Source organism: Klebsiella sp. 2-CIP_Kleb. (assembly GCF_050378715.1).
Classification (GTDB): Bacteria; Pseudomonadota; Gammaproteobacteria; order Enterobacterales; family Enterobacteriaceae; genus Klebsiella; species Klebsiella quasipneumoniae.
Map to the genome: position 1 here is coordinate 21,481 of NZ_JBNRLG010000008.1, position 21,543 is coordinate 43,023.

The following is a 21,543-nucleotide window of genomic DNA, read 5'->3' on the forward strand; positions in this document are numbered from 1 at the left end:
TCTCACATGGCCCGGGTTTGCGGTAATAACAGCAGGCCCTTTTCAGGGCCTATTCGTATCAGGAGGTCTCAGTCGATACCTCCTTTCCTGAACGAGAAACGACAATTCCATAGGCACCAACTGTAATGCCTTAGCTCGCCTGCTCTGCGCCGGTATCAAACAGCGCCAGCGCTTCGGTCGCTTCCTGGATTGCCTTACGGGTCTTCGAGACAATCTCACTTTCAGTGAAGACACGTTCGAAAGAGTCAGCGAATAGCTCAGCTTTCAGATTGCTATCACCAACCCAGTCAATGGCCAACTTGGCCGCTGCGGTGTCGTAGTTAACTTTCTTGATGAGATCCAGCCGGATTTGCTCGGATGTTGTGATGTCTGCCATGTCTTACCTCTGTGCGATGTGGGAAATATTATAGAAACCACTCGGCAGAATAGCTTCTGTAATGCTTTCCCACTATCCGAGGGAGTCACTCTTATGCCCTTGAATTGCTGTCAACCGTCATTGCGGTGCTTGTCGCAGCAGCCTGAGCGGTCCGTAATTATGCTTGCACATCCGCGCTTACGACATGCGGAGGAATTAACGGTGGCATTGGTTACTACTTAGCATTCGAGGCGCAATAAAAAGCCCCGCACAAACGGGGCTGTAGATTCAGATAAATGGTTTGGCTACTGGTAGCTATCTGCAAAATGCCCTTCGATCTGAGATCTGACATCAACAGCTTCGTCTAACTTTAAGGAATCATGGCCCTTAATATGGAAATGAGGCTCATATGCATAAATCGTAATAAACGCATATGATCCTTCATCTCCTGAAAAAATCTCATATTTGACGCGAGAAAGACCGGTACCAACTAACATGTATGTATCCAGAAGCTTATGGGTATTCATCATCCATTCCTTTTCCTTTAAAAATCCTTATCAGCATACATGAATTCGATGGATGACGGCAGCTATGGATCCTTACAGACGTCGAAATAACCTCAATATCAGAGAGTCAATACCCATGCAGCCCCCCAAGAATGCCAAAAAATAAAGCGGCAATCAGCCACGCAAGCGCAGCCTTCTTCATTAACACTCCGTAAAATGCTATGGACATTGCCAGACACAGTGTTATAAAAACTGGCCACATAGTTAATAACAAAAACAAATAACCAAATAATCCACTATTAATAGTTATATTCACTACTGACTTAACCCTGACGTTCAAAATATGAACTGCATCTCATGACAGCATGCAATCTGCTTTTCCTGGTGAACTATAGCATTATCTATGGCACTCAGTGAATGCTCGATTCCTCAGTTGCTGAACTCCGCTAATTGATACACGCCCGCTACGCTTGTTATATCCGAAATGTTACCTAAACTAACTTATGACTTTGCTCTGCCATGACAAAGTCTGCCGTTCTACCCGTGAGCTCAGGGATGAGCCACTCTCAAGCCTTCTAGGCTCTCAGTTTTATTCTCAACCAGTAGATAATAAACCAACTATGTGGCTACAATCCGCCATTGGCTGTTCAGCACCCCGTAGTTTTGGGATTTCCTCCACGGGGTTTTTTATCAGGCTTTAACCCGATTCTTCGGTTTAGCATTATCGAAGCCCCTAGCTCAGGAGCTTCTGTAATGCCTACTGCTGGACCCTGTGTTCGTAACGGGAAATGGTCTTGCCGTTTGCGTTCATCACATAGGCAACCTCTCCCTGCTTCAGGAATACGTTCTGGTCCATTCCCGATACGGCAATACTCTGCTGGTTGGGGTTGAAACCAACACTCAGGCCACAATGAATTTCTTCGCCACCATCTGGTGACATCACTTTTACTGTTAACATGCTTCTTCTCCTGCTTCTGGTAATAAAAAGCCCCGCTATTGCGAGGCCGTGGTTAGTCATAATTTCGGACAGTTGGCCTGTACCGATTTGTTGTGCGCCAGAATGTCACGCTTGGTCTGCATATCCAGCACGTCGATATCGTGGTCGGTCAGGTAGATGATCCGCACCCAGCTGCAGGCCGTATCAACGACTACCGGGGCGGGTAAAGTGCTCGCGCAGCTCCCGATCAACATCGTCATCAGGCATATGGCTAACAGTCTGCTGTACATCACTGGCCCCTTTCGTGACTTCAGCACGGCGTTCTGCCGCGGCGACAGTAGCAGCGGCGTTCTCTTCGGTACGTTGCTGATCAGCTTTAGCTTTCGCCTTACTGGCCCCGCGAGCATGACCAATGCCGAACGCGCCAGCAATAGCACCCAGGATGACGACCACCAGTCCCGCGATAATTTCAAAGCTCATTGCTGCTCCTTCAGTTCGTCGGCCTTTTCTTTCAATGCTGGCTGGCGTACGTATTGCGATAGTACGGCCAGCACCACCAGCGCAGGGCTAATCAACGCAACGATGTTTGGCGGCAGGATGTTTTTGATATCCGGCGGCAGCACCGCCCAGGCGTGCAGCGCAGCATCCGGGAACGACTGCGCCCATACACCAACCAGCGCGCCGATAGCTCCCAGCTTTACAGACCACGTTTTCAGCAGCAAGCTGGCATGCCCTACGAACTCCAGCCGGGTAAATTTGCGCAGAAGTAACAGAACGAGCACAGCCACCAGCACAAGCAAAGCGAAAATGATCATCTTCACAGGACACGCTCCTTAACCCAGCCGTAGAGAAAATCCTCGTTGGCTTCGCGGCCCTCCGCCAGTTCGAGGTATCTGGCACCCTGGCTGCAGTTCAGCGCACGCAACAGAACCTGTTCACCCTCTTTCCCGCGGGCGGAAAGGTATCCCTTAAGCGCGGTGATGGTTCGGGGACCAATGGCACCATCCGGAATCAGATCGGGATACAGCTTTCCGCGCATATTCATTGCGGTCAGCCAGCGCTGGAAAAACTTACTGGCTACAGATGGCCCCATGTTCACGCCAGTGTCGCAAAGCTCATCTGCCAGTAACGTAGATAGAGCTGCCACCTGGTCAAACCGGGGGCCGGTCCAGTAATCGCTCAGCAGGATTTGCTTTGCTGTTTCCCTGGGCAGGTTCCGCATATCACCGGTGTAGCCATGTGCACGGGCGGTGGTCTGCGTGATGCCCCAGCGGGTCGGCCCGCCTTTATCCGACGGATGATCGACATAACCACCCTCCTTGCCGAGGATCCCCTCGATAATCTGATCTGCTGTCATGGCGCCTTAACTCCGGTAATGCGTTCCCATAAATAGGTCAAAGCAACAGAACCCATTGCCCCGCTAATTCCGGAAGTGGCCAGTATCATGTAAATGCTCAGTCCGCTTTCAATGCTCACCAGGCCAGCAATAACGCCGGTAAACCCTGAAACCACCATTTGGGCAAGAGCATTGATCAAGCTCCATGTTGCCTTGCTCTGCTTCACATCTATCAGGTAGCGGACAAGTCCACCCCAGCAAGCAATGATCAGCAGAACCAGCCAGGACATCCCGGCAATGCTCTCTTTGTCTTGCATACGTTTAGCCATAGTTACCGCCTCCGATGGAAGATCGGGAAGCTGTGTGTTTGAAAAGGGTCAGGCCCGTCAGGCTGGATTTAACAACGAAGCGTGTCGATGATGATTCCTGCGGGACCTGATAATAAAAAAGCCATGCAAATGCATGGCCTTGTGATTTGAATCCGTTATTTACAAAATGTATTCGAGACAGTATCTTTCGACTTCCGGACAAAAAAACATATACCGGGACAAAATCTAAATGTAACTGCCTTGCCTGCATGAAACCATGCGGGCTTTTTTTTTGCCCAAAGAAAAAGCCCACCGAAGTGGGCCTTACAGCTATCATCATTTTTTATTAGGTGTGGTGCCGGGTGCCTCCCGGTAAGTCGCCGCCAGTCCACAGACGACTCGCAATGCGCAAAAAAACATATCAGACTGGCAATGCCCCTCCGCATAGGGGGATTCACCACACCAGAAATTTAACATTCAGTCTTTCTGGTTTCAATACTCTGCTTGTCTGAGGTATCGGCTCACCATAACCGCCCAGCCTGATGTTATCAGCGTGTAGCGGCTTGTTTTTCTCTTTGATAAAATTGATTCGCAAATGATTAAAACATCAACTGGTGAAAATATGAGTAAGTACTCAGACCTTTTACAGGTAATCAAGTCCCGGGTTTGTCAAAATAACAACTTCCCCCAAACATTACTGGCAGACTCACACAGTTACAGAGCCAGGCAGGTTTGGTATCGAATAGGACAAATATTCACTCTTGAATGTATTCTCGATGAGTACAGGAAACATTTTTCATCGGATTATTATTATCTTGATAACGATAAGGCTCTTCATCACCTTATCTTCGAAATGACCAAGTGGAAACCTGAAGAGATTAGAAGACTCTCGCTAAACGACTGTCTCTTTATCATTGCCAGTCAACTAAAGCCCAGTTATATGTCAGAAGATGCTGCCGCTGTCCTGGCGTCACTCAATCTGCCGACTGGCCACTATCCTGTTGAGGATTTTCCACAAGAGGACTGGGATCCCAGGGAAAACTCAGTATTCCTTCAAAGCTACCAGTAGCGACTCGCCCAATCTCCGCAGAGATCTGACTCAGTCGCTCCTCAAGAGCGGCTTTTTCTGCTATCAGACGGTTGAAGTGGGCAAGATAGATTTTCTGTTGCCCAAGCCAGTCTTCAAGCTGTTGAGTGGTCATGCCAGGGTTAAAAAAATATGGCTGCTGCATCGCTTCCCCCAGAAAAGCAAAACCCCGCCGGTTGGCAGGGTTCAGAATCAGTTTCATTTGGATGTACGTATCCATGATTAGAATAATACAGGACAATTTTATGCAAAGTCAACTCTATCGTGCAAAAATTTGCCGCCATCTGTTTCGATCACATCAATAAATGGTCGCCTTCTCAAATTCAGCCGCTGCCTGTCTCTCTCCTTTGTGAAGCATATCCACCAGCCCTTCATAGAACGGCTTCCAGTTGCGTGACCACGAAGACTGATGGAGATCCGGGAGACGCTTCAGAATGGCGCGGTGTACCGTCGCAGAGGGTACAACAGAGAAGCCATTACCAGAGCAGCGTTCACATGTTTTGAAAACCGGTGCGCCAAGTTCTTTGGTCGCTTTGCGATCTAAGACCTCCCCTTTACCACTACACCTGCATCGCGCATGGATCACTTTCTTTCCTCCGCACACTCCACAGACCCTTTTCACCAGTTCATTTCTAATCTTTGGGGCCTTCACTTCGACACCGTCAGCATCGAAAATACCGGGGTGCTTAATTACATCTTCATGGCGGGAAATAAAGCCGGTACCGCTGCAGCTTTGACACGTTGCTCTGGTGGCCGCCGAACGTGAGTATTCCGCAAAGGCAAATTGCGCCAGCGTCAACATGCAGGCGCCGAGCTTGTCACCAGCGGCTTTGCGGACATTTTTAGGAGCGTTTTTGATGGCAAACTGCGCCAGCGCCTGAATTGCAAGCTGTTCGTCCGTTTTGCTGATACCAGCCTTTCCGAGGAAAGCGGCAAGGCCGAAGCGCGCACGACTGCTGGTGGTACCGATGGCCGCCATAACATCTGTTCCGGTCAGTCGATTCGGCGATGTGCTTTTCACGTCGTCGCTGATATGCATCCCCTGCGGGCTGAAATGCTTTAACGATGCTTCCAGTTTCATGCGGCCACTTCTCCGATATCAGAAATTAAAATTTGTCCGGATTCACCCCAGACTTTTGTTACACGAAAGTCCCAGATATGTGCGTCATCAGTAAACAGAGCATCCATCAGCGCTTTGATCATGTTATCGGCGTCTGGTTTCTGCTGGTGTGCCTGTCCGTTCATCGTTACTCGCTTCTTCTGGCTCCAGCTCTTTGGCATGGGAACCACGAAGGTTATGTGTCCGCCCTGCTCCGTCATAGCAACGTTCTTCAGACGGACCTCATCGCAGAATGCCCGGTAGCGCATTACCGCCGGACGCTGCTTCCACTTATCAGCTCTGGTCATCCTGGGTTTGCCGATGGGCGTGATATCGTAGATTTTCATGATTTAATGAGTCCCTCTTTCCGCCAGATTTCCAGGGTGCGCATTACCCCCTCCGCGTGCATCAGGCGCAATTCGTCGTAGGTGAAATCGGTGGTTTTAGTTCTGCCGTCGATTACGTCATGGCACCCGTTGCAGGCGATCGCCGTCTGAGTATCGTCAGGCTTGCATCCTGTGCCGCACGTACCCGCCAGGCGGTAATGCGCCAACACGCTGGTTTCCGGGTTGCCGTTGCAGTAACCAGGGATCCGCACTGTACATTCGCGACCTCGGGCCGCTTTGCGAAGGTTCGCCATACTCACCCCCACATTCTGTTGCGCCAGCGAGAGTCTGGCCGAGGCGGATTTTTGTCCTCCACCAGCTGCGCGCTGACGGTCCATGTCATAAAGTCAGGGTTTAAGCTTCGTTCGACCTTTACGCCCCGCTGACGATATCTCGCTACCAATTCGTCGGCCTGCTGCGTTGTGCATTCGAGATGGTGAAACCATGAGTGTTTCATCGGCATCACCCCGCGAAGCTTAAAAGCTGGTTGGCGGCGTTCTCAGCTTCCTGCAGGCTGTTGAATGAACGAGAGAGGATCCAACGCCAGAGAACATCCAGCGATGCTTTGTACAGTTCCTGGAACTCGCATTCGTCCATGCTTGCGAAAGAAATGCTGCGAGGGTGTTTTTTCAGCGTGCCGTCCGGCAGCTGTATGACGTCATAGTGGCCGGCTTCAACGATGACCCACGCCCGGTAAGCATCGAAGGATTTGCAAATACTGATATAGCCGGATCGCTTCTCAGCTATCCGGTCGAGATATTGCCCGGCGGCATCAAGCAACGCCGATTCACTCCCGCCATATGCAGCAAGGTATTTGGCGTAACCTGTGATAAGCCTGCGCTCGTTAGACGAAATCGCCCCGCCGGTAGGTTCCCAATATTCAAAGCCGAGATTGAGTAAAGCAAAGTAACGGCGGTGAAACGCCGGATTGCGGACAAGCTTATAATCGGCTTCCAGAACGGATCCGAGCTTGCATTTTGATTGCAGAAAATCACTGGTCTCCGGCGTCGCGGGGATCAGGATACCTTGAGACTGTTTTATTAAGTGAAGCTGCGCCATCACGTTCTCCGGTGGCGCATTACTGTCAGGTGGCTGGTTGTTCAGACCAGCACTGCAAGTATGATGTAGCTAGCTGTTAAGAGTCAATTTTAGAATTCATTTCCTGAATTATTTCTACCAGGGTTGCTCTTGACCAATGATGCTCATCATGTGTTAATTTTCTCGTAGAGACCTCACCTTTCAGATTAGAAAAAATATACCGCTCATTAGCTTCTAATCGAAATGAACACACTACAGTGCCGCTTCCATCTGTTATAGTGGCCAAAAAAACTCTTTTACTAATTGGTTCAACACCTCTAATTACCCTTTTCTTCGAACGACATTTGCTTACAACATAGAACAATTCACGCCTTTTAACACGTTTAACCACATCACCTCCATATATTGATTAACTGTTACCGAGTTAAACCCATAAATCTCCTAAAAATCACAAGCCTGACCCAATGAAATCATTCAAACAAACACAAACGCCCCAAGGAAATGAAACGACATCGATACAAGCATTACACAACCTAATTAATATCACAACACATAAATACATCAAGAAATATTTCAAAAAAAATTAAAACACAACAAACACAACAACATACCTTAAAGTGACATGTGTTTTAAATAAACACAAATAGCCGCGAAACATCTATAGTGACAAATGAGCATCGAATTACACAAGCAATAAAACAAATTGTTTTGTCAGATAAGAAAACAACCTAAAAAATTGTTTGATGACAACCCGAGAACATTTGACGTTGTTAATCATGGTAAACGAACCTATTAGGTTGCTTAAAATAAAAACACAGCCTTGATACCAACTTTTATAGTTACACAAAAGTGTTTTGCAGCCTCCCCCTCCCAAAAGTTACTTTTTCCCTTCGCCGGTAAAAGTGTTTTACCAACTGCCAAAAAGTAACTTTTCTTAGGGCAACAGGTACAGCTCATCACACTACTGCAAAAGTAACTTTACCCAGCAATCGCAAATACCAAATAACAAGAAAGAAGTCAACAGCCATTTTTGGGAGAGATAGGAGGTTAGTCTGAAACAACAGAAACAAAAATCCCGCCAAAGCGGGTTTTATCATGCTGCAATACTTTTTTCAGGCAAATCTACGGCAGATTGGCCCTTACCACCACTTTAGCATGAAGCGGAGTTACCCCATGGGGGAGATTAGACGTTAAACGCCCTTTTCAAGGTTTTACCAGACTAAATTTTATTGTATCCCGATATACTCCTGGATGGCCTGGCACAAACTTACACTTTTTAATAGCAACCTCAGTTTCCCTGAAGAAAACCTCATCGCCCTTAATGTCTACTGAGTACACTTCGCCTTTATCATTAACCCATGCTGCATAATCGACACGCCCTTCAGTTCTCATTGCCTGAGCCTTGACTGGCATCACTGGCGTGGGACAACTTATACGCGAAGGTGCTATTTCTTGTTTATTATCAAGAGCAAACACCACGGTTGATATAAGGGAAGCACAAACCAGAAGTGATGTTTTTTTCATAAACGATACCAACTGTTGTTTTCCATACGTCCAGAGCTCACTAATACGCATTTTGCATGCAACGCCGGATAACGCAAGGTCAACGTTAACCTTGTTCTGCTCGTCTTTCGGTTTGTCTGCAATGCTCCACTTCGACATACCCCCCTCGGTTGATGGAGGGGGTTATAATTTATTTTTGTTCGTAAGGGTCGCCTTTCATAAGCAAACTTTCGGGTATGGGTTGAGGTTTTAACCTGTCAATAAGAGCATTAATCTGTACTGAATCTGTTGATGCCCCGATGGCAACTGCATATGTTTTCCCATCAAACTTATGTTGAATAACGTCAAACACTAGGACTGGTCTAACTATAACTGGCTCATTGGCAGACTCAACCGTTAACTCAGTAACCCTTAATTTATCTCTTGGATAATCATACCGTTTAATTTGCCCTGTTAGACCTTTTCCTATAAGCAAAAAATCGACTTCCATAAATCCTCCGCATAGTAGGCAGCTGCCCATTTATGCTGACCACATTAGCATTTGGTTTGAATAAAAACATGCGACAGACAATGATTTATCGGCTATTACGTCAAATCTGATGCCTCCTGCGGGGCGGTTGCGAGCATGGCGGCGCGGCAGGTTTTTTCCACCCACTCCAGATACTTCTCTTTCACCCCTTCATCCAGTCCGCCGCAATCGACGAGATTAACAACCAGTTCGCGAGCCAGTTTTTTGAAATCAGGTATTACCGGCGCTGGCTGCGCGTGGCGATAGAGCGTGAGGAACTCTGCATTTTCCCCGGCATTCTCTTTGAGGAATGAGAACTCGTTTTCGGTAAGCTCTTGCCAGCCTGTGGTTAAGCCGTTGTAGGGATTGCGCTCCCGGTACAATATCACCGGCTCGCTGGCCTTTTCGGCCAGCGCCATACGGGCCAGTTCTTTGCTTTCGCCATGCTTCAGGAATCCATCTTCAGCGATTTCCTGCAGGCGCTCTCTGGTTAATTTGCTGGTCATTAGTTAAGCCCTCACCCAGCCTTTGGATGTACTGCGGATTTTTCCAGATTTACGTAACGCCTGAAGCCGGCGATCGAGAATGCGGAAAGGTTCTGGCTTATTCTCATCCTTTGCGATGCGGCTGCATTCTTCTGCTACATCCATGACGTACAGGCTGGAAAATGGCATAGGATGCGCATCAATTTTGCTCATTATTTTTGAGTCGAGTAATTCATATTTGGTCATTGGTTGGCTCCTTCTAACGCCGCTGCTATCTCTTCGAAAAAGCCATCTCGGGTATGGCTGGTCATTGCTGGTAAAAATACGGACATCAGCCTGTTTGTGTTGCAGTTCTCATCGTCTGCGAACAGAGCGATTTTTTTATCCAAGCGCACCTTCGCTTCCTGCAACTGCTCGTTTTTCTTGTTAGTGCGCTGGATATAGTCGGCAATGATTTCTATAGCCTTGTTTGTGTATTTTTCGACGTGTTCAGTCATGTGAACCACCTATCGCCTCAATCGTTTCCAACAACAACCGGCGGCGCGTATTTTCTGCAAAGTGACGGCGCCCGGTTTCTTTGTGGTAAAACTCGTTTTTGCCGACGACCCACATCCGCTCTGTCTGGTGCAGTTTTTTTACCTGCGGACCGTCTTTGGTGATCACGGTGCCTGTATGGGTTTTGATAATTGTCATACGGCCTCCCCAAGCACCCAACGGAGTGCGCTCGCATACTCACCATCGGCAGATTCCAGGGCTTTTGTGATTTCTTTGCGGGTTTTCAGGCGAGGCTTTGCATCACCGAGGATCTGACGCTGACGCCGGGCTCTTTCATGGCCGGTTGCGCCAGCAATTGCCGCTTCGATTTCAGAGACCTTATCCCGCTGCTCTTCTGGTTTAAGCGATGCCAGCTGACGCGCCTGGGTAACGGTGACTGTGCCAGCCTCCACCGCTTCCCTGACGGCCTGAGTAGCATCGAGGAGGGAGAGCGTTGCTCGAACGGTCTGAACGCTGCAGCCAAACAACACCGCAATGTCGTCCTCATCTAGCCCGCGGTCGAGCGCGTCTGACATTTTTTTAGCCCGGCCCAGCGGTGTATCAGGACGGCGAATTTCGTTTTCGCTGACCATGTATTTAGCCATCTGATTTGCTGATCCGCGCTTAACGACTCCGGGAACAAGCAGTGGATCTTTGCCTTCTTTCAGACGTAGTTTATTTGCCTCAAGGGTATGTTTAACGCGCTGACGGCCAACAACTACGCAGGTGAGCCCCGTTTCAGGGTCTTTCCAGACGATGATCGGCTCCAGTACACCCAGCTCCGCAATGTTCAGTACCATCCCTTCCTCGAGCGGCAGGTGTACACGTTCATCGTAAAGTGGGTGGGTCTTATCGGTGACCAGGTGCAGGTTTTCAGGCTCGAAATTGAGCACGTTTGTTTTGCCGCTGGCACCGTATACATCGATTGAATTCTTAGCCATGAATAGCCTCTTGAACATCTAAAACTCGCTGAAAAACAGGACTGCCAAGCAGGCTGTAATTCATCCCAACAGCAACTTTCGGCACCAGGCCAAAACGCTTCATGTCAAAGTCGATGACGGCCCGCTGATCGCGGAACAGCCCCAAACGACCATGCCGGACAACCTCGCCGGTCGCTTGTGCTTCGGAAAAATACCGTTGGACAGTAGCGCGGCTCAGCCCCAGTTTTTTCATTGCCTCGGCGGTCGTGAGTCGCCCCTGATGCCTGGTGATCCGAATCACTGCGCGGACGTACTCTCTGCGCTCAACTGCTGACAATGCTCTAGCCATGATTCCGCCCTCTGCCTAAACCGAATTTCGCGCGGATTTCCGCGATTTTGTTTAAGCCCTGTTCGTTGCTCAGCGGACGTCCGCCAAGCTTTGGGATCTGTTTAACCGGCTCGGGAATCACTTCCCCGGCATTCATGCGACGAACCATACGCAGCAGCTCATCAGAAGCTTTACGGCGCAGTTCGGAATCGCTCAGTGCATTTGCGCGCATGTCGGTATACAGCCCCGTAACCAGCCAGTAATGCTCATTACGTTCCCACGGATAGGATTCAGCATCAGGGTAAAGTCCTCGGGTTCGGCAGTAGCGATAAACCATGTCCATCAGCTCGTTCACGTCAGGAAGACCAGCCGCAACCACTTCCTCAGAACGACACCAGGCTACGAACTGCCCCGGCGACGGCATGAAGGGTTTTTCCTGTTTGCGCGCAACCCGCATTCCTGCGTTAATCTGCTCAACTGTGGTGATCCTGTTCTCTTTGAACGCCAACAACCACTGGCGACGCATCTCGTTGAGGTCTTCCACAGATTTGTTGGCCAGGACCGGGAATACGGCAAGCAGCTGGCGGAACAGCTCGTTGAAGATCTCCGCAGTCTTGGCTGCCTGGCGCTTTACTGCCTGCTCGTCCTGCATTTCCGGAAGCCCGGCAGCTACTCGCTGGAAGTTGTCCCGGTCGAAGTTATGCATGCTTTCTGCGATAGATTTCATTCGAGTACCCCGTCGATCCAGTCGGTATTGTCCAGCGCACTGGCGCCTGATTTGGTTTTTGATGGGCCATGGCTGCGCAGGCGTTGAGTTGTGAGTTGGTCCCACTTCTTACGTAGTTTTGAGGGGCAGAGGATGTTTCCCTGCCAAAAACCGTCCTCATTTGCCCACTTGAACAGTTCGCAGATTTCATAGTGCGTGCGCTTGTCCTGCAGGCGCATCAGGCGGATGGCATTCGCCCATTCAACCCAGTTCGGCTCTGAGAGGGAGGCATTCACGGTGAGGGCTTTATCGAAAATCCATCGCGCGGCTTTGAGGTCGTCAGCTGTTCCCCAGGATTTACCTGCAGGGGTATAAATCCCATCGGCCGCTTCTGGATGACGAGAGAGAAACTTAAAAGTTTCCTCGTTTCGGGATTCTTTAGAATTCCGAGACGAAGAAGATCTTTTACTATTGTTCTTGTTCTTGTATTGGGTGTCTCCCGTTTCCGGGAAAGGTTTTCCCGTTTTCGGTAACACTTTTCCCGATTCCGGGAAGAGTTTTCCCGTTTTCGGCTTGTCTAAAATCCACTCAGATAGCTCAGTATTTATACCGACAATTTTCATCACCCCCTGCTTATGAGCGATGATAATTTTCCGCTCCGCGAGAGATTTGATTGTGTCGGAAATATGCGACTCTCCGAGGTCTGTCAGCTCAGCAATCACCGTGTTTGTTACTCGGTCCTGCTTCTTGTTCCATCCATAGGTAAGCCAGATAACAGCCTCAAGACACTGCCACTCACGACCTGACATCCGCAGACGCGGCTTGAGCTTCTGTATCTCGTTTGCGATCTTGGTATACCCGTTAGCCAGGTCGGCCATTTGACCTCCCGAACGCTCGGTTTTAATCGGAAAATTGATAACTTCAGCGGTATTTGACATACTCACTCCGTGAACTAAGAGCCCTTTTTTCACACCCCGAAGACTGGCTGTGTTGGCGCACAACAGTCTTCACCCTTTCAGAACAACCCAGCCTGGTCGCCGCCCTTTCGCACTTTGCGCTTTGCTTCCCGACGTTCAGCTGCGCTGGTCTGCTTCTCTGCCCATAACTTTGCGTATCGCATAACATCGTCAAACATTCCCCCTTTGCGGCTTGCCTGTGACATCCGCTTGTACATATCGACCGCCTGGTATCCCCCCCCTGAGCCACTGCTTGCGTGAAGCCCAGGCGAAGGAGTTCCTCGCGGACGTTCTTCTCAATAAATTCGATGTGATTCATGGATACCCCGCTTACATCACGCCGAGCATTGAGCTCACGATCGTCATCAGCGCTCCTGTCTGCTCGGGCATTAGCCTGAAAAGTGACGTAATCCCCTCGCTTACTTCCTTCAGTTTCTGGTGCTCTGGCGCGTTCAGCATCACCGCCTGCTTTGCTTCAGCGCATTCCTTCATGGCCGAAGACAGGCGCGACAAAATATCGTCCTGAGGCATCAGACGATGTCGGAACTCCAGCGGAAGAACGGCCATGATTGCCGGGGTAAGAAGGCGAACGTACTCGCGATAGCGCTCAGACTCGGCCGGGTTGTCCAGGTAGCGAAAAAGCTTCTGTCGGGCACGGCTGATATCATCAGGGAACGCGATCTCCTCGCCACCCTGCTGGCGCCACTCATCGATGATATGTGCCGACACAACATCCTGGCCCTCAGCGGCAGCCCAGGCGCGAACGGCAGAACGAATTGCGTCGTGATCTGCCTCTTTCTGTTGATTTCGCTTTATCAGAGCGCCGGTGTTGAATCCGGTATTTTGTTGAAAGGGAAGTGTTTGCATGTTCAGCCTTCCTGTTTCGGCAGGCCGTCAGTTGGGTTTGGGTACGCCTCAGGATCAATTTCATGAGGCGTTACTTCCCAGTTAAGAAAACGGCATAGTGGGACGATGCGTTTTTGAGGCACTCCATTCTCGTAAATCCACTTACCAACAGCCTGACCGCTGATGCCAAAGTGCTTTCCGATACAGGCACGAGATGCTGCCTTACTGATTTTTTGTTGCGTCTCTTTGTTCATGTGCTCTCCTTGGTTTGATCGAGAGAAGCATACATGACGAAAGTTTACGTTTCAACAAACGAAAGAAATTGTTTTAGTGCTGAGTGAAACCTTAGGTTGTAAAATGCACTTATGAATGAGATCACTTACCCAGTTTTTGCCAAAAGAATTCAACAAGTCATGACTGAAAATGGCTGGAATAAATCCGATCTAGCCAAGAAGGTCATGCTCTCGCACACTGCTGTGCAAAATTGGGCTAAAGGGAAAAGTGTTGCGAGTGGTGAGAGGTTAAAGCGGCTTGCTGCAGCAACAGGAAAACCAGAGCACTGGTTCTTTCTTCCCTCAGATGAAACTGATGATAAGCCTGATCAGACGTTATCATCAAATCGTGACCTGGACGAAAAGGAGCTAATGATACTCTCGCTCTTTAACCAACTTCCTGAGTCCGAGAAGTTGCGTCTTATCCTTCACACCAAAGGTGTCCTGCACGATATCGAGTTGCTTAAGAACGACGTCTACGACCTCATAAACAATCAAAAAAAATAGAAAACGTAACCCCCTCCAACCAATGGCACCTTTGCGGTGCCATTTTTTTTGCCCGCCAGCGAAATAAATACTTTCATACTCACTTTACAACCGAAACTTTATGTTGCATTATTTATCACATCGACAACAAACGCATTGTTGTCAGGTGGTAAACGTTCCGCTGGCCGGCGACAAGGCAGAGGTTGAAATGAGTAAACAAGGCATCAGAGCCATGGTCATTTCGGCAGTAATTGGACTCTTCATCTGGATCGCGTTTATCAGCGCACTGAGGGAGTTATTTCTATGATTGATTTCGCACGCAAACCCGCTCGTCAGCAGGCTGTTCGCTTAAGTCCGCTGTCAGCTTTCATCCGCCGGGTGTGTACATGCTCGCGCAAAAAGGAGACCCTTCATGAGCACGATGTTTGCCCTGGTTCTCACCGTCAGCATGCTGACGGGCGGTAATCAGGATGTCCTGCTCGGCGTTTACGACACTGAGAATGACTGCAAGGCAGCTGCAGAAGAGCAACACGTGAAAGCTGAATGTTATCCGCTGAAAGGTGTACTGGACGAGCATCCGGCAGGGTTCACGGTGCAAATGTAGGGGGAAGAATGCAGAAGAAATGCGGTTACTGCCGTAAAGCAATCGAGGGAAAACCAGTGGTAAGCACCCTGTTATACCTCCAGGGGAACCAGCTCGCACGGAAAGAAAAAGAGTACTGCTCTGAACGCTGCGCCTCTTACGACCAGATGGCGCACGAAAGCTAACGTAAACCCGCCGAAGCGGGCTGTACGTCCGGTGCCACCGACCAAAGTTACACCGGAAATTACCAAAACCAATGACCACCCTGAATGGGCGCTACCAATGGCCCGGGGGATTCTACATCCAAAATAGAGGCTATCACATGGAATATTTTTATCTGATAAAAGCGACTCAAAAATCGGGTAAAGCTGATGCCGTAATCTGGCGCACTAATAAATCAGAAGCTCGCGCCCTTCTGCAGTTGGACGTCGATCTCGAAGACGCTGGGATCGAAACAGGCCGTGGCAAAGACTATCAAAAACCTATTCGCACCGATTTCCCGGTATTCAATGACCTGCCGGCGGAAGGTGTTCTCGATTACTCATGGTGCGAACGCTACCAGCTCGGCGACGATGGTCGCACCTGGGCTCTGAAACCCGGTCAGGCGCCTGCGAATCATCACATCGATGATGCCGGAGCCGTTACTGGCGAGCTGGTTGATGCCAATACGCCTATCGACTCGGTACAAGATGAGACCGTGGAAACTTTCGGTAGTGATGAATACCAGGACGATTCCAGCGCGCTTTTTAACGTGGCAGAACTCCCCTTTCGCGCTCAGTTGCTGGCGCAGTACATGGCTGAAGAACGTCATGTTTATCATATCAGCATGCCTCACCGGCAGGAGCTGTCAGCTCTTGAAATGGACACTGATAATGCGGCCGTCCAGGACCTGATCCTGGCCGCCGAGAATGTCCCTGAAATCAAAAAATACGATATGCCGGCGCTCTGGAAATTCACCAGTGCCAATAAAAAAGTCTTCCCGGAAGGGAAGCGGCATGAGCTCGGCAAGCGTATCCAGTTTGCAAAGCTGTGGTTTGCCACTAACGCGATCGACCGCGGCATTCTCACCAGGGAATGGGCTGCCGGTAACTGCATTACTTCAGTTATGAAAACTGATGCAGGTACGAATGCTGGCGGCGGCAATAAAACCGATCGTAATCCTGACTACACCCATACCCTCGATACGCTCGATGTTGAAATAGCCCTGGCCACAATGCCGATGGATTTCGATATCTACAATTTCCCGGCATCAATTCACCGCCGGGCCAAAGAGATCGTCCAGAAGAAAGAAAGTCCGTTCAAGGAATGGTCTGCAGCGCTGCGCAAGGTTGCAGGCATCCTGGATTATTCCCGCGCTGCCATTTTTGCTCTTATTCGTGGCGCCACCAGCGATATTCACCATTTCCCGGTAAGTCTGCAGACCTATATCAATGCGAACCTGACCGAGCATAAGCATGACGCCCCTTCTACTGAGACGCTTGTAAAAGCTGGTCATGTTTCATCTGCCGCCGTCACTTTGGACGCTGTGAAAAAGGCTATCGATGGAGATGAAGGTGTCCCTGACCTGGAAACTCTCCCAACTGACTTTCAGGTAATTGGCACCGAACTGGTGAAAGAAGCTCAAAAGAAACACCCTGACGCTAATCAGGTTCTGGCCGCCGAACGTGGCGAATATGTCGAAGGCATCAGTGACCCCACGGATCCGAAGTGGATAACCGAAGACCTGACCAAACCCAAACAGCCTGAAGTTTCAAACATGGGCAATGGTGTTTTTTCGATTGATGGTCTGATGGATAGCCAGCCAGCACCAGCACTTTCTATCGTGGACCAGGCGCGCCAGCGCGCTGCAGAAGAAAAATTACATCCAGCTAATTCCGGGGAAACCACCAGCGATGTGCAGATGGAAACGGCTCAGCCGGTCGAAGACGAAAATGATAATGCGGTATCAACAGGCGAAGGCGCTGATGAACCTCCTGCGCAAACAACTGCCGTGAACATGAGCGAAATACTGGCTGAACGCTGCCCGGATCTTACCGCCGAAGTGCTGAAAAGCCAGGTTTCTGAGAATGCTCACAGTGATGATGAGGAAGATGTTGAACAAGCAGCGTCAGCATGGCCGGAGTATTTCGAGCCAGGTCGATATGAAGGCGTGCCAAATGAGGTCTACCACGCCGCTAACGGCATCAGCTCCACGATGGTTAAAGATGCGCGGGTATCGCTGATGTATTTCGAGGTGCGCCACGTATCCAAGACCATCCAGAAGGTACGCTCCCCTGTTCTGGATATGGGAAATCTGGTGCATGCACTGGCGCTGCAGCCTGATCAGCTGGAAAAAGAATTCAGTATCGAGCCGGAAATCCCGGAAGGCGCCTTCACCACTACGGCGACGATCCGCGCATTTATCGACGAATACAACAACGGGCTTCCGGTTTTACTCAGCGCAGATGACATCAAAAGATTCCTGGAGGAATACAACGCGAACCTGCCCGCCCAGGTCCCCTTGGGTACATCAGTTGAAGAAACCGGCCAGGGTTATATGTCTTTACCTGCTGAGTTCCAGCGCATTGAAGACGGTCAGAAGCAAACCGCCACCGCAATGAAGGCCTGCATCAAAGAATACAACGCCACCCTGCCCGCCCAAGTGAAAACCAGCGGTGGCCGCGATGCCTTACTGGAACAGCTGGCGCTTATTAATCCTGACATGGTTGCTCAGGAAGCACAGAAGGCGCAGCCCCTGAAAGTCTCTGGCACAAAGGCCGATCTGATTCAGGCCGTGAAATCGGTAAAACCGGATGCCGTGTTTGCCGACGAGCTGCTGGATGCATGGCGCGAGAACCCGGAAGGAAAAGTGCTGGTTACCCGCCAGCAGCTGGCTACGGCACTGGCCATTCAGAAAGCACTGTTGAATCACCCGACCGCTGGCAAGTTGTTGACGCACCCGAGCCGTGCCGTCGAGGTGAGCTATTTCGGCATTGATGAGGAAACCGGGCTGGAAGTTCGCGTGCGCCCTGACCTTGAGATAGACATGGGCGGCCTGCGCATTGGTGCGGACCTGAAAACCATCAGTATGTGGAACATTAAGCAGGAAGGCCTGCGCGCGAAGCTGCACCGGGAAATCATCGAGCGCGATTACCACCTGAGCGCGGCTATGTACTGCGAAACCGCAGCCCTTGACCAGTTCTTCTGGATATTCGTCAACAAAGACGAGAACTACCACTGGATCGCCATCATCGAGGCATCCGAAGAACTGCTGGAACTCGGCATGCTGGAATATCGCAAAGCAATGCGTGCCATCGCGAACGGTTTCGACACTGGCGAATGGCCGGCGCCGATTACCGAAGACTACACCGAAGAACTTAACGATTTTGATATGCGCCGTCTCGAAGCGCTGCGCGTACAGGCATAAGGGGGAATAACAATGTCCAATTTAGTCGCAACTACTGAAAACCAGACCCAGAAGATCGATAACGTTTCTATCCTGACGAACGGTGAATTGTTCAACCGCCTGCGCACGCTCTCGGAAGTAATGGCCAATAGTGGAAACTTCGTGCCTGAGCATTATCGCGGGAAACCAGATGCGTGCATGGCTGTAGTGATGCAGGCAGCGCGTTGGGGTATGGATCCGTTTGCAGTGGCACAGAAAACCTTCATCGTGGGTAACTCCGGTGTGCTTGGCTATGAGGCACAACTGGTGAATGCGGTAATTAACACCATGGCTCCAACCAAAGACCGGATCCATTTTGAATGGTTTGGTGCATGGGAAAATATCGTTGGCCGCTTCATTAAAAAAACCAGCGGCAAAGGTAACGACTACATCGCCCCGGGCTGGGATTTGCAAGATGAAGCTGGCGTGGGCGTCCGCGCCTGGGCAACGCTCAAAGGAGAATCAGAACCTCGCGAGCTTGTGCTGATGCTTTCGCAGGCACAAGTCCGCAACTCTACACTGTGGGCGAGCGACCCCCGTCAGCAACTGGCCTATCTCGCCGTTAAACGTTGGGCGCGACTGTACTGCCCGGATGTGATCCTCGGGGTCTATACCGCCGATGAAATTGACGAACGCGAAGAAAGGGTTATCAACCCGGCGCAGACAGAAAAGGTCACGCTAAATGAGATAACACACTCCGTTGGCGATTCCACCAGCACGCAAGAGCCTGCATCTAACGTTGACTCTGTTGCTCACGAACTCCGAGAGCGGATTGATACAGCTGACTCAGTGGACCAGGCCAAAGCCATTCGTGTAGACATCGAATCACAGAAAGCTCTGCTGGGTACTGCTTTGTATACCGAACTGAAGAGTAAGGCGGTTAAACGCTACTACCTTGTTGATGCGAAGAACAAAGTTGAGGCCGCCATAAATTCACTTCCTAACCCGGGGGATCCGGAAGCCGAAGCGTTATTCGCGAAGGCAGAAAGCACCCTGACCTCATCGCGCCGCCACCTCGGTGATGAACTGTATGACCAGTTCCGCATCGCCCTGGACGACATGAAACCGGAATACGTGGGTTAACCAGATTGGGAGGGGAAACTCTCCCGATAAAGGAATGTATATGCGATTGATTAACCGAAGCAGACACTCCCCTCTGGGCCGCCAGGCGTGCGATGCGGCACTGGCAAAACACGTTGAGCTTTATGGAGCCTACGGGCGACAGAAAACAAAGAGAACTTATACGGTGGTGGTTCAAGGCTCAAAGATCACTGTAGAAGTTGTTAACAGAAAAAGTAGCTATGTGGCCACAGCCATGAGCTGCGCGCGCCGGCTACACCATCTGCCTGGACAATGTAACTAAGGGGTTTTTATGACTAATACATCTCATAAATCAGATGAAATTTTGATAACCGATGACGTTCTGTCCAGATACAAAATATCGCGCAGCACACTCTATTTCTGGAGCACCCCATCCCGGATGCCCTCTTACTTTGCTCAGCCATTCCCGCAGCCTAAAATAAATGGCAGTCCTAAAAGGTGGAGACTTTCAGACCTGCTGGCCTGGGAGGATAACGTGGGGATCAAACCAGAGGCTGACCAACCAGCTTCTCAAGGTGATCCTGCCAAACAGCAAGCCAGTGACGCTGATCATCCAGATAATCATGCAGGTTATAACGTGCCATGACACCTGCCATATGATGGCCAAGCAGTTTTTCCACAACATGTGGCGGCGCACCTAATTCAGAAAGGCGTGTCGCCACTGTTCGCCTGAGGTCATGGAGAGACCAGGGTTTCATGCCTGTTTTAGCTATAATCTGAGCAGAAAACAGAGCGACGTTTGGTTGTAGTGGCGGTCGGTCATCTTCTGGCCCCCTGTAGCGTGACAGTGTCACAACGTGTTTTGAAACTGACGTTTCCTTCTCTGCTAACATCATTCTTACTACTGCCTCGGGAAGTGCCCTTCTGACCGATTTCCCGGTTTTATAATCGCTTGCCGGAATGGTCCACGTTTGCTCATGGAAATCGAACCACTCCCATCTTGCTGTCCTGATCTCTGTACTCCGGCAGCCAGTCATGATGAGAAACTTCATTATCAGTTGTTGTCGGTACTTCATTTCAGGAAGGATGTTCCAAACTGTTTTGATTTCCTCATCACTCAATCTGCGATCTTTGACGGATGCTGTGAGACCTACGTCAGAGCGCCTAAGGCTCTCAATTGGGTTCACATTAATTACCCCTCGATTGGAGCAAAAACGGAACGTACGCTGCATCAGCCCAAGCATCTGACCAGTGACAACTCTTCGCCCCATGCCATCAAAAAGGTTAAGCCAGTGCGCTTTAGTGGTCTGATCAACAATCATGTTCCCCAGCACAGGCGCTATATGGTTATTGAAGTCCCGTCGGTTAACCTTGATTTTCACAAGACCTTCGGGGATGCAGTAATACTTTTCCCAGTAATCGAAAGCCTCTTTAACGGTGAGCGCTTCGACTTTTTTCTGTTTCTCCAGAACTGTTTGCCGTCTCGGATCGAGTCCTTCTGTCAACCAGGCCCTGAACTGCTGTCTACGTTCGCGAGCTTGAGATAAGGAGGTGGTGGGATAATCGCCAATCGTTAGCTGAGCGGCTTTCCCGTTCCATCTGTAGCGGTAAAAGAATGTTATACTGCCGGAAGTAGACAACCGGACATTCAGACCATGGGCGTCCGATATGACCTCGATCTGGTCTCTCTTTTTGCCAAGAGCTTTTCTTAATTTTGTGTCGGTAAGCAATGTGTACACTCCGGAAGATGATATACACATCAGTGTACACATTTTGGTTAAATTGATAACCTTCAAATCAATGCAGAACACACAAAATTAAAGCACTCAATGCTGGCAAGGTGTTGGTATTAGCGGGATTTTTGAAAAGACTTAAAGCATGACTAACAAACTTAAAACG

33 protein-coding genes are annotated in these 21,543 nt (G+C 49.9%); 7 read left to right on the forward strand and 26 right to left on the reverse strand.

Features of this window, described 5'->3' with window-relative positions; translation table 11 throughout:
- Positions 1-130: 130 nt before the first annotated feature.
- The 7 genes from ACQUTP_RS21770 to ACQUTP_RS21800 form a co-directional block, all read right to left on the reverse strand.
- Positions 131-376, reverse strand: a complete 246-nt coding sequence (locus tag ACQUTP_RS21770) for a DUF2560 family protein (RefSeq protein ID WP_065804465.1) — start codon at positions 374-376, stop codon at positions 131-133.
- A gap of 284 nt (positions 377-660) precedes the next feature.
- Positions 661-852: a DNA gyrase subunit B gene (locus ACQUTP_RS21775; RefSeq protein ID WP_223275389.1), complete on the reverse strand. Its 192-nt coding sequence runs from the start codon at positions 850-852 to the stop codon at positions 661-663.
- 766 nt (positions 853-1,618) lie between these two features.
- Positions 1,619-1,819 carry a hypothetical protein gene (locus ACQUTP_RS21780; protein WP_016831932.1) on the reverse strand — a complete coding sequence of 67 codons (201 nt, stop codon included), beginning with the start codon at positions 1,817-1,819 and terminating at the stop codon, positions 1,619-1,621.
- A 183-nt stretch (positions 1,820-2,002) separates the two neighbouring features.
- Positions 2,003-2,278 (reverse strand): hypothetical protein, encoded by a 276-nt coding sequence (locus ACQUTP_RS21785; protein WP_065804464.1) that lies wholly within the window; start codon positions 2,276-2,278, stop codon positions 2,003-2,005.
- Positions 2,275-2,619 (reverse strand): hypothetical protein, encoded by a 345-nt coding sequence (locus ACQUTP_RS21790; protein ID WP_065804463.1) that lies wholly within the window; start codon positions 2,617-2,619, stop codon positions 2,275-2,277. The genes ACQUTP_RS21785 and ACQUTP_RS21790 overlap by 4 nt, the downstream gene beginning before the upstream one ends.
- Positions 2,616-3,155, reverse strand: coding sequence for a glycoside hydrolase family 108 protein (locus ACQUTP_RS21795; protein ID WP_004184488.1), 540 nt, complete (start codon positions 3,153-3,155; stop codon positions 2,616-2,618). Before ACQUTP_RS21795 ends, ACQUTP_RS21790 begins: the two co-directional genes overlap by 4 nt.
- Positions 3,152-3,451, reverse strand: a complete 300-nt coding sequence (locus ACQUTP_RS21800; RefSeq protein WP_031281240.1) for a phage holin family protein — start codon at positions 3,449-3,451, stop codon at positions 3,152-3,154. Before ACQUTP_RS21800 ends, ACQUTP_RS21795 begins: the two co-directional genes overlap by 4 nt.
- 613 nt (positions 3,452-4,064) lie before the next feature.
- On the opposite strand from ACQUTP_RS21800, the gene ACQUTP_RS21805 reads away from it, so the two are divergent.
- On the forward strand, positions 4,065-4,511 hold the full coding sequence (locus ACQUTP_RS21805) for an ECs1072 family phage-associated protein (RefSeq protein ID WP_032416155.1): 447 nt from the start codon (positions 4,065-4,067) through the stop codon (positions 4,509-4,511).
- Here ACQUTP_RS21805 and ACQUTP_RS21810 read toward each other — a convergent pair.
- The 18 genes from ACQUTP_RS21810 to ACQUTP_RS21895 all read right to left on the reverse strand — a co-directional run bounded on the left by ACQUTP_RS21810 (position 4,417) and on the right by ACQUTP_RS21895 (position 14,092).
- Positions 4,417-4,674 (reverse strand): hypothetical protein, encoded by a 258-nt coding sequence (locus ACQUTP_RS21810; RefSeq protein ID WP_031281242.1) that lies wholly within the window; start codon positions 4,672-4,674, stop codon positions 4,417-4,419. The two genes, ACQUTP_RS21805 and ACQUTP_RS21810, sit on opposite strands and share 95 nt — an antisense overlap.
- Positions 4,675-4,827: 153 nt before the next feature.
- Entirely contained in the window at positions 4,828-5,610 is a 783-nt protein-coding gene (locus ACQUTP_RS21815) for an antitermination protein (protein ID WP_022631482.1), read from the reverse strand.
- Positions 5,607-5,975 carry a RusA family crossover junction endodeoxyribonuclease gene (locus tag ACQUTP_RS21820; RefSeq protein ID WP_023286285.1) on the reverse strand — a complete coding sequence of 123 codons (369 nt, stop codon included), beginning with the start codon at positions 5,973-5,975 and terminating at the stop codon, positions 5,607-5,609. Before ACQUTP_RS21820 ends, ACQUTP_RS21815 begins: the two co-directional genes overlap by 4 nt.
- Positions 5,972-6,268 (reverse strand): DUF1364 domain-containing protein, encoded by a 297-nt coding sequence (locus ACQUTP_RS21825; RefSeq protein WP_065804462.1) that lies wholly within the window; start codon positions 6,266-6,268, stop codon positions 5,972-5,974. Before ACQUTP_RS21825 ends, ACQUTP_RS21820 begins: the two co-directional genes overlap by 4 nt.
- Positions 6,269-6,270: 2 nt before the next feature.
- Positions 6,271-6,477, reverse strand: a complete 207-nt coding sequence (locus tag ACQUTP_RS21830; protein ID WP_032422218.1) for a hypothetical protein — start codon at positions 6,475-6,477, stop codon at positions 6,271-6,273.
- Complete coding sequence (locus tag ACQUTP_RS21835) at positions 6,477-7,073, reverse strand: DUF1367 family protein (protein ID WP_065804461.1); 597 nt, start codon at positions 7,071-7,073, stop codon at positions 6,477-6,479. Before ACQUTP_RS21835 ends, ACQUTP_RS21830 begins: the two co-directional genes overlap by 1 nt.
- Before the next feature lie 1,182 nt (positions 7,074-8,255).
- Positions 8,256-8,714: a hypothetical protein gene (locus tag ACQUTP_RS21840; RefSeq protein ID WP_428902452.1), complete on the reverse strand. Its 459-nt coding sequence runs from the start codon at positions 8,712-8,714 to the stop codon at positions 8,256-8,258.
- Between the two features lie 31 nt (positions 8,715-8,745).
- Complete coding sequence (locus tag ACQUTP_RS21845; protein WP_032413665.1) at positions 8,746-9,045, reverse strand: hypothetical protein; 300 nt, start codon at positions 9,043-9,045, stop codon at positions 8,746-8,748.
- A 95-nt stretch (positions 9,046-9,140) separates the two neighbouring features.
- Entirely contained in the window at positions 9,141-9,569 is a 429-nt protein-coding gene (locus tag ACQUTP_RS21850) for a hypothetical protein (protein ID WP_020804596.1), read from the reverse strand.
- 3 nt (positions 9,570-9,572) lie between these two features.
- On the reverse strand, positions 9,573-9,794 hold the full coding sequence (locus ACQUTP_RS21855) for a hypothetical protein (protein WP_020804600.1): 222 nt from the start codon (positions 9,792-9,794) through the stop codon (positions 9,573-9,575).
- A complete protein-coding gene (locus tag ACQUTP_RS21860) occupies positions 9,791-10,045 on the reverse strand; it encodes a hypothetical protein (RefSeq protein ID WP_020804604.1) in 255 nt (84 codons plus the stop codon). The genes ACQUTP_RS21855 and ACQUTP_RS21860 overlap by 4 nt, the downstream gene beginning before the upstream one ends.
- On the reverse strand, positions 10,038-10,241 hold the full coding sequence (locus ACQUTP_RS21865) for a hypothetical protein (protein WP_064145489.1): 204 nt from the start codon (positions 10,239-10,241) through the stop codon (positions 10,038-10,040). Before ACQUTP_RS21865 ends, ACQUTP_RS21860 begins: the two co-directional genes overlap by 8 nt.
- Positions 10,238-11,023 (reverse strand): ParB/RepB/Spo0J family partition protein, encoded by a 786-nt coding sequence (locus ACQUTP_RS21870; RefSeq protein WP_032413659.1) that lies wholly within the window; start codon positions 11,021-11,023, stop codon positions 10,238-10,240. Before ACQUTP_RS21870 ends, ACQUTP_RS21865 begins: the two co-directional genes overlap by 4 nt.
- Positions 11,016-11,351 carry a DUF977 family protein gene (locus tag ACQUTP_RS21875; RefSeq protein WP_065804460.1) on the reverse strand — a complete coding sequence of 112 codons (336 nt, stop codon included), beginning with the start codon at positions 11,349-11,351 and terminating at the stop codon, positions 11,016-11,018. The genes ACQUTP_RS21870 and ACQUTP_RS21875 overlap by 8 nt, the downstream gene beginning before the upstream one ends.
- Positions 11,344-12,057 carry a replication protein P gene (locus ACQUTP_RS21880; RefSeq protein ID WP_065804459.1) on the reverse strand — a complete coding sequence of 238 codons (714 nt, stop codon included), beginning with the start codon at positions 12,055-12,057 and terminating at the stop codon, positions 11,344-11,346. Before ACQUTP_RS21880 ends, ACQUTP_RS21875 begins: the two co-directional genes overlap by 8 nt.
- Positions 12,054-12,974 carry a replication protein gene (locus ACQUTP_RS21885; protein WP_065804458.1) on the reverse strand — a complete coding sequence of 307 codons (921 nt, stop codon included), beginning with the start codon at positions 12,972-12,974 and terminating at the stop codon, positions 12,054-12,056. Before ACQUTP_RS21885 ends, ACQUTP_RS21880 begins: the two co-directional genes overlap by 4 nt.
- Positions 12,975-13,322: 348 nt before the next feature.
- A complete protein-coding gene (locus ACQUTP_RS21890; RefSeq protein WP_065804457.1) occupies positions 13,323-13,859 on the reverse strand; it encodes a toxin YdaT domain-containing protein in 537 nt (178 codons plus the stop codon).
- Between the two features lie 2 nt (positions 13,860-13,861).
- Positions 13,862-14,092, reverse strand: coding sequence for a helix-turn-helix domain-containing protein (locus ACQUTP_RS21895; protein ID WP_023341332.1), 231 nt, complete (start codon positions 14,090-14,092; stop codon positions 13,862-13,864).
- A 111-nt stretch (positions 14,093-14,203) separates the two neighbouring features.
- On the opposite strand from ACQUTP_RS21895, the gene ACQUTP_RS21900 reads away from it, so the two are divergent.
- The 6 genes from ACQUTP_RS21900 to ACQUTP_RS21925 all read left to right on the forward strand — a co-directional run bounded on the left by ACQUTP_RS21900 (position 14,204) and on the right by ACQUTP_RS21925 (position 19,966).
- Positions 14,204-14,617, forward strand: coding sequence for a helix-turn-helix domain-containing protein (locus tag ACQUTP_RS21900; protein ID WP_043875424.1), 414 nt, complete (start codon positions 14,204-14,206; stop codon positions 14,615-14,617).
- A gap of 391 nt (positions 14,618-15,008) precedes the next feature.
- Positions 15,009-15,200 (forward strand): YebW family protein, encoded by a 192-nt coding sequence (locus ACQUTP_RS21905; protein WP_004179600.1) that lies wholly within the window; start codon positions 15,009-15,011, stop codon positions 15,198-15,200.
- 8 nt (positions 15,201-15,208) lie between these two features.
- Positions 15,209-15,364, forward strand: a complete 156-nt coding sequence (locus tag ACQUTP_RS21910; protein WP_012967861.1) for a YdaE family protein — start codon at positions 15,209-15,211, stop codon at positions 15,362-15,364.
- Between the two features lie 137 nt (positions 15,365-15,501).
- Entirely contained in the window at positions 15,502-18,585 is a 3,084-nt protein-coding gene (locus tag ACQUTP_RS21915; protein WP_428902451.1) for a RecE family exodeoxyribonuclease, read from the forward strand.
- Between the two features lie 12 nt (positions 18,586-18,597).
- On the forward strand, positions 18,598-19,686 hold the full coding sequence (locus tag ACQUTP_RS21920) for a RecT family recombinase (protein ID WP_065804455.1): 1,089 nt from the start codon (positions 18,598-18,600) through the stop codon (positions 19,684-19,686).
- Positions 19,687-19,726: 40 nt separating this feature from the next.
- Positions 19,727-19,966 (forward strand): DUF4060 family protein, encoded by a 240-nt coding sequence (locus ACQUTP_RS21925; protein WP_022631172.1) that lies wholly within the window; start codon positions 19,727-19,729, stop codon positions 19,964-19,966.
- A 220-nt stretch (positions 19,967-20,186) separates the two neighbouring features.
- On the opposite strand, the gene ACQUTP_RS21930 is transcribed toward ACQUTP_RS21925, so the two are convergent.
- On the reverse strand, positions 20,187-21,404 hold the full coding sequence (locus ACQUTP_RS21930; RefSeq protein WP_023300902.1) for a tyrosine-type recombinase/integrase: 1,218 nt from the start codon (positions 21,402-21,404) through the stop codon (positions 20,187-20,189).
- Between the last annotated feature and the right edge of the window lie 139 nt (positions 21,405-21,543).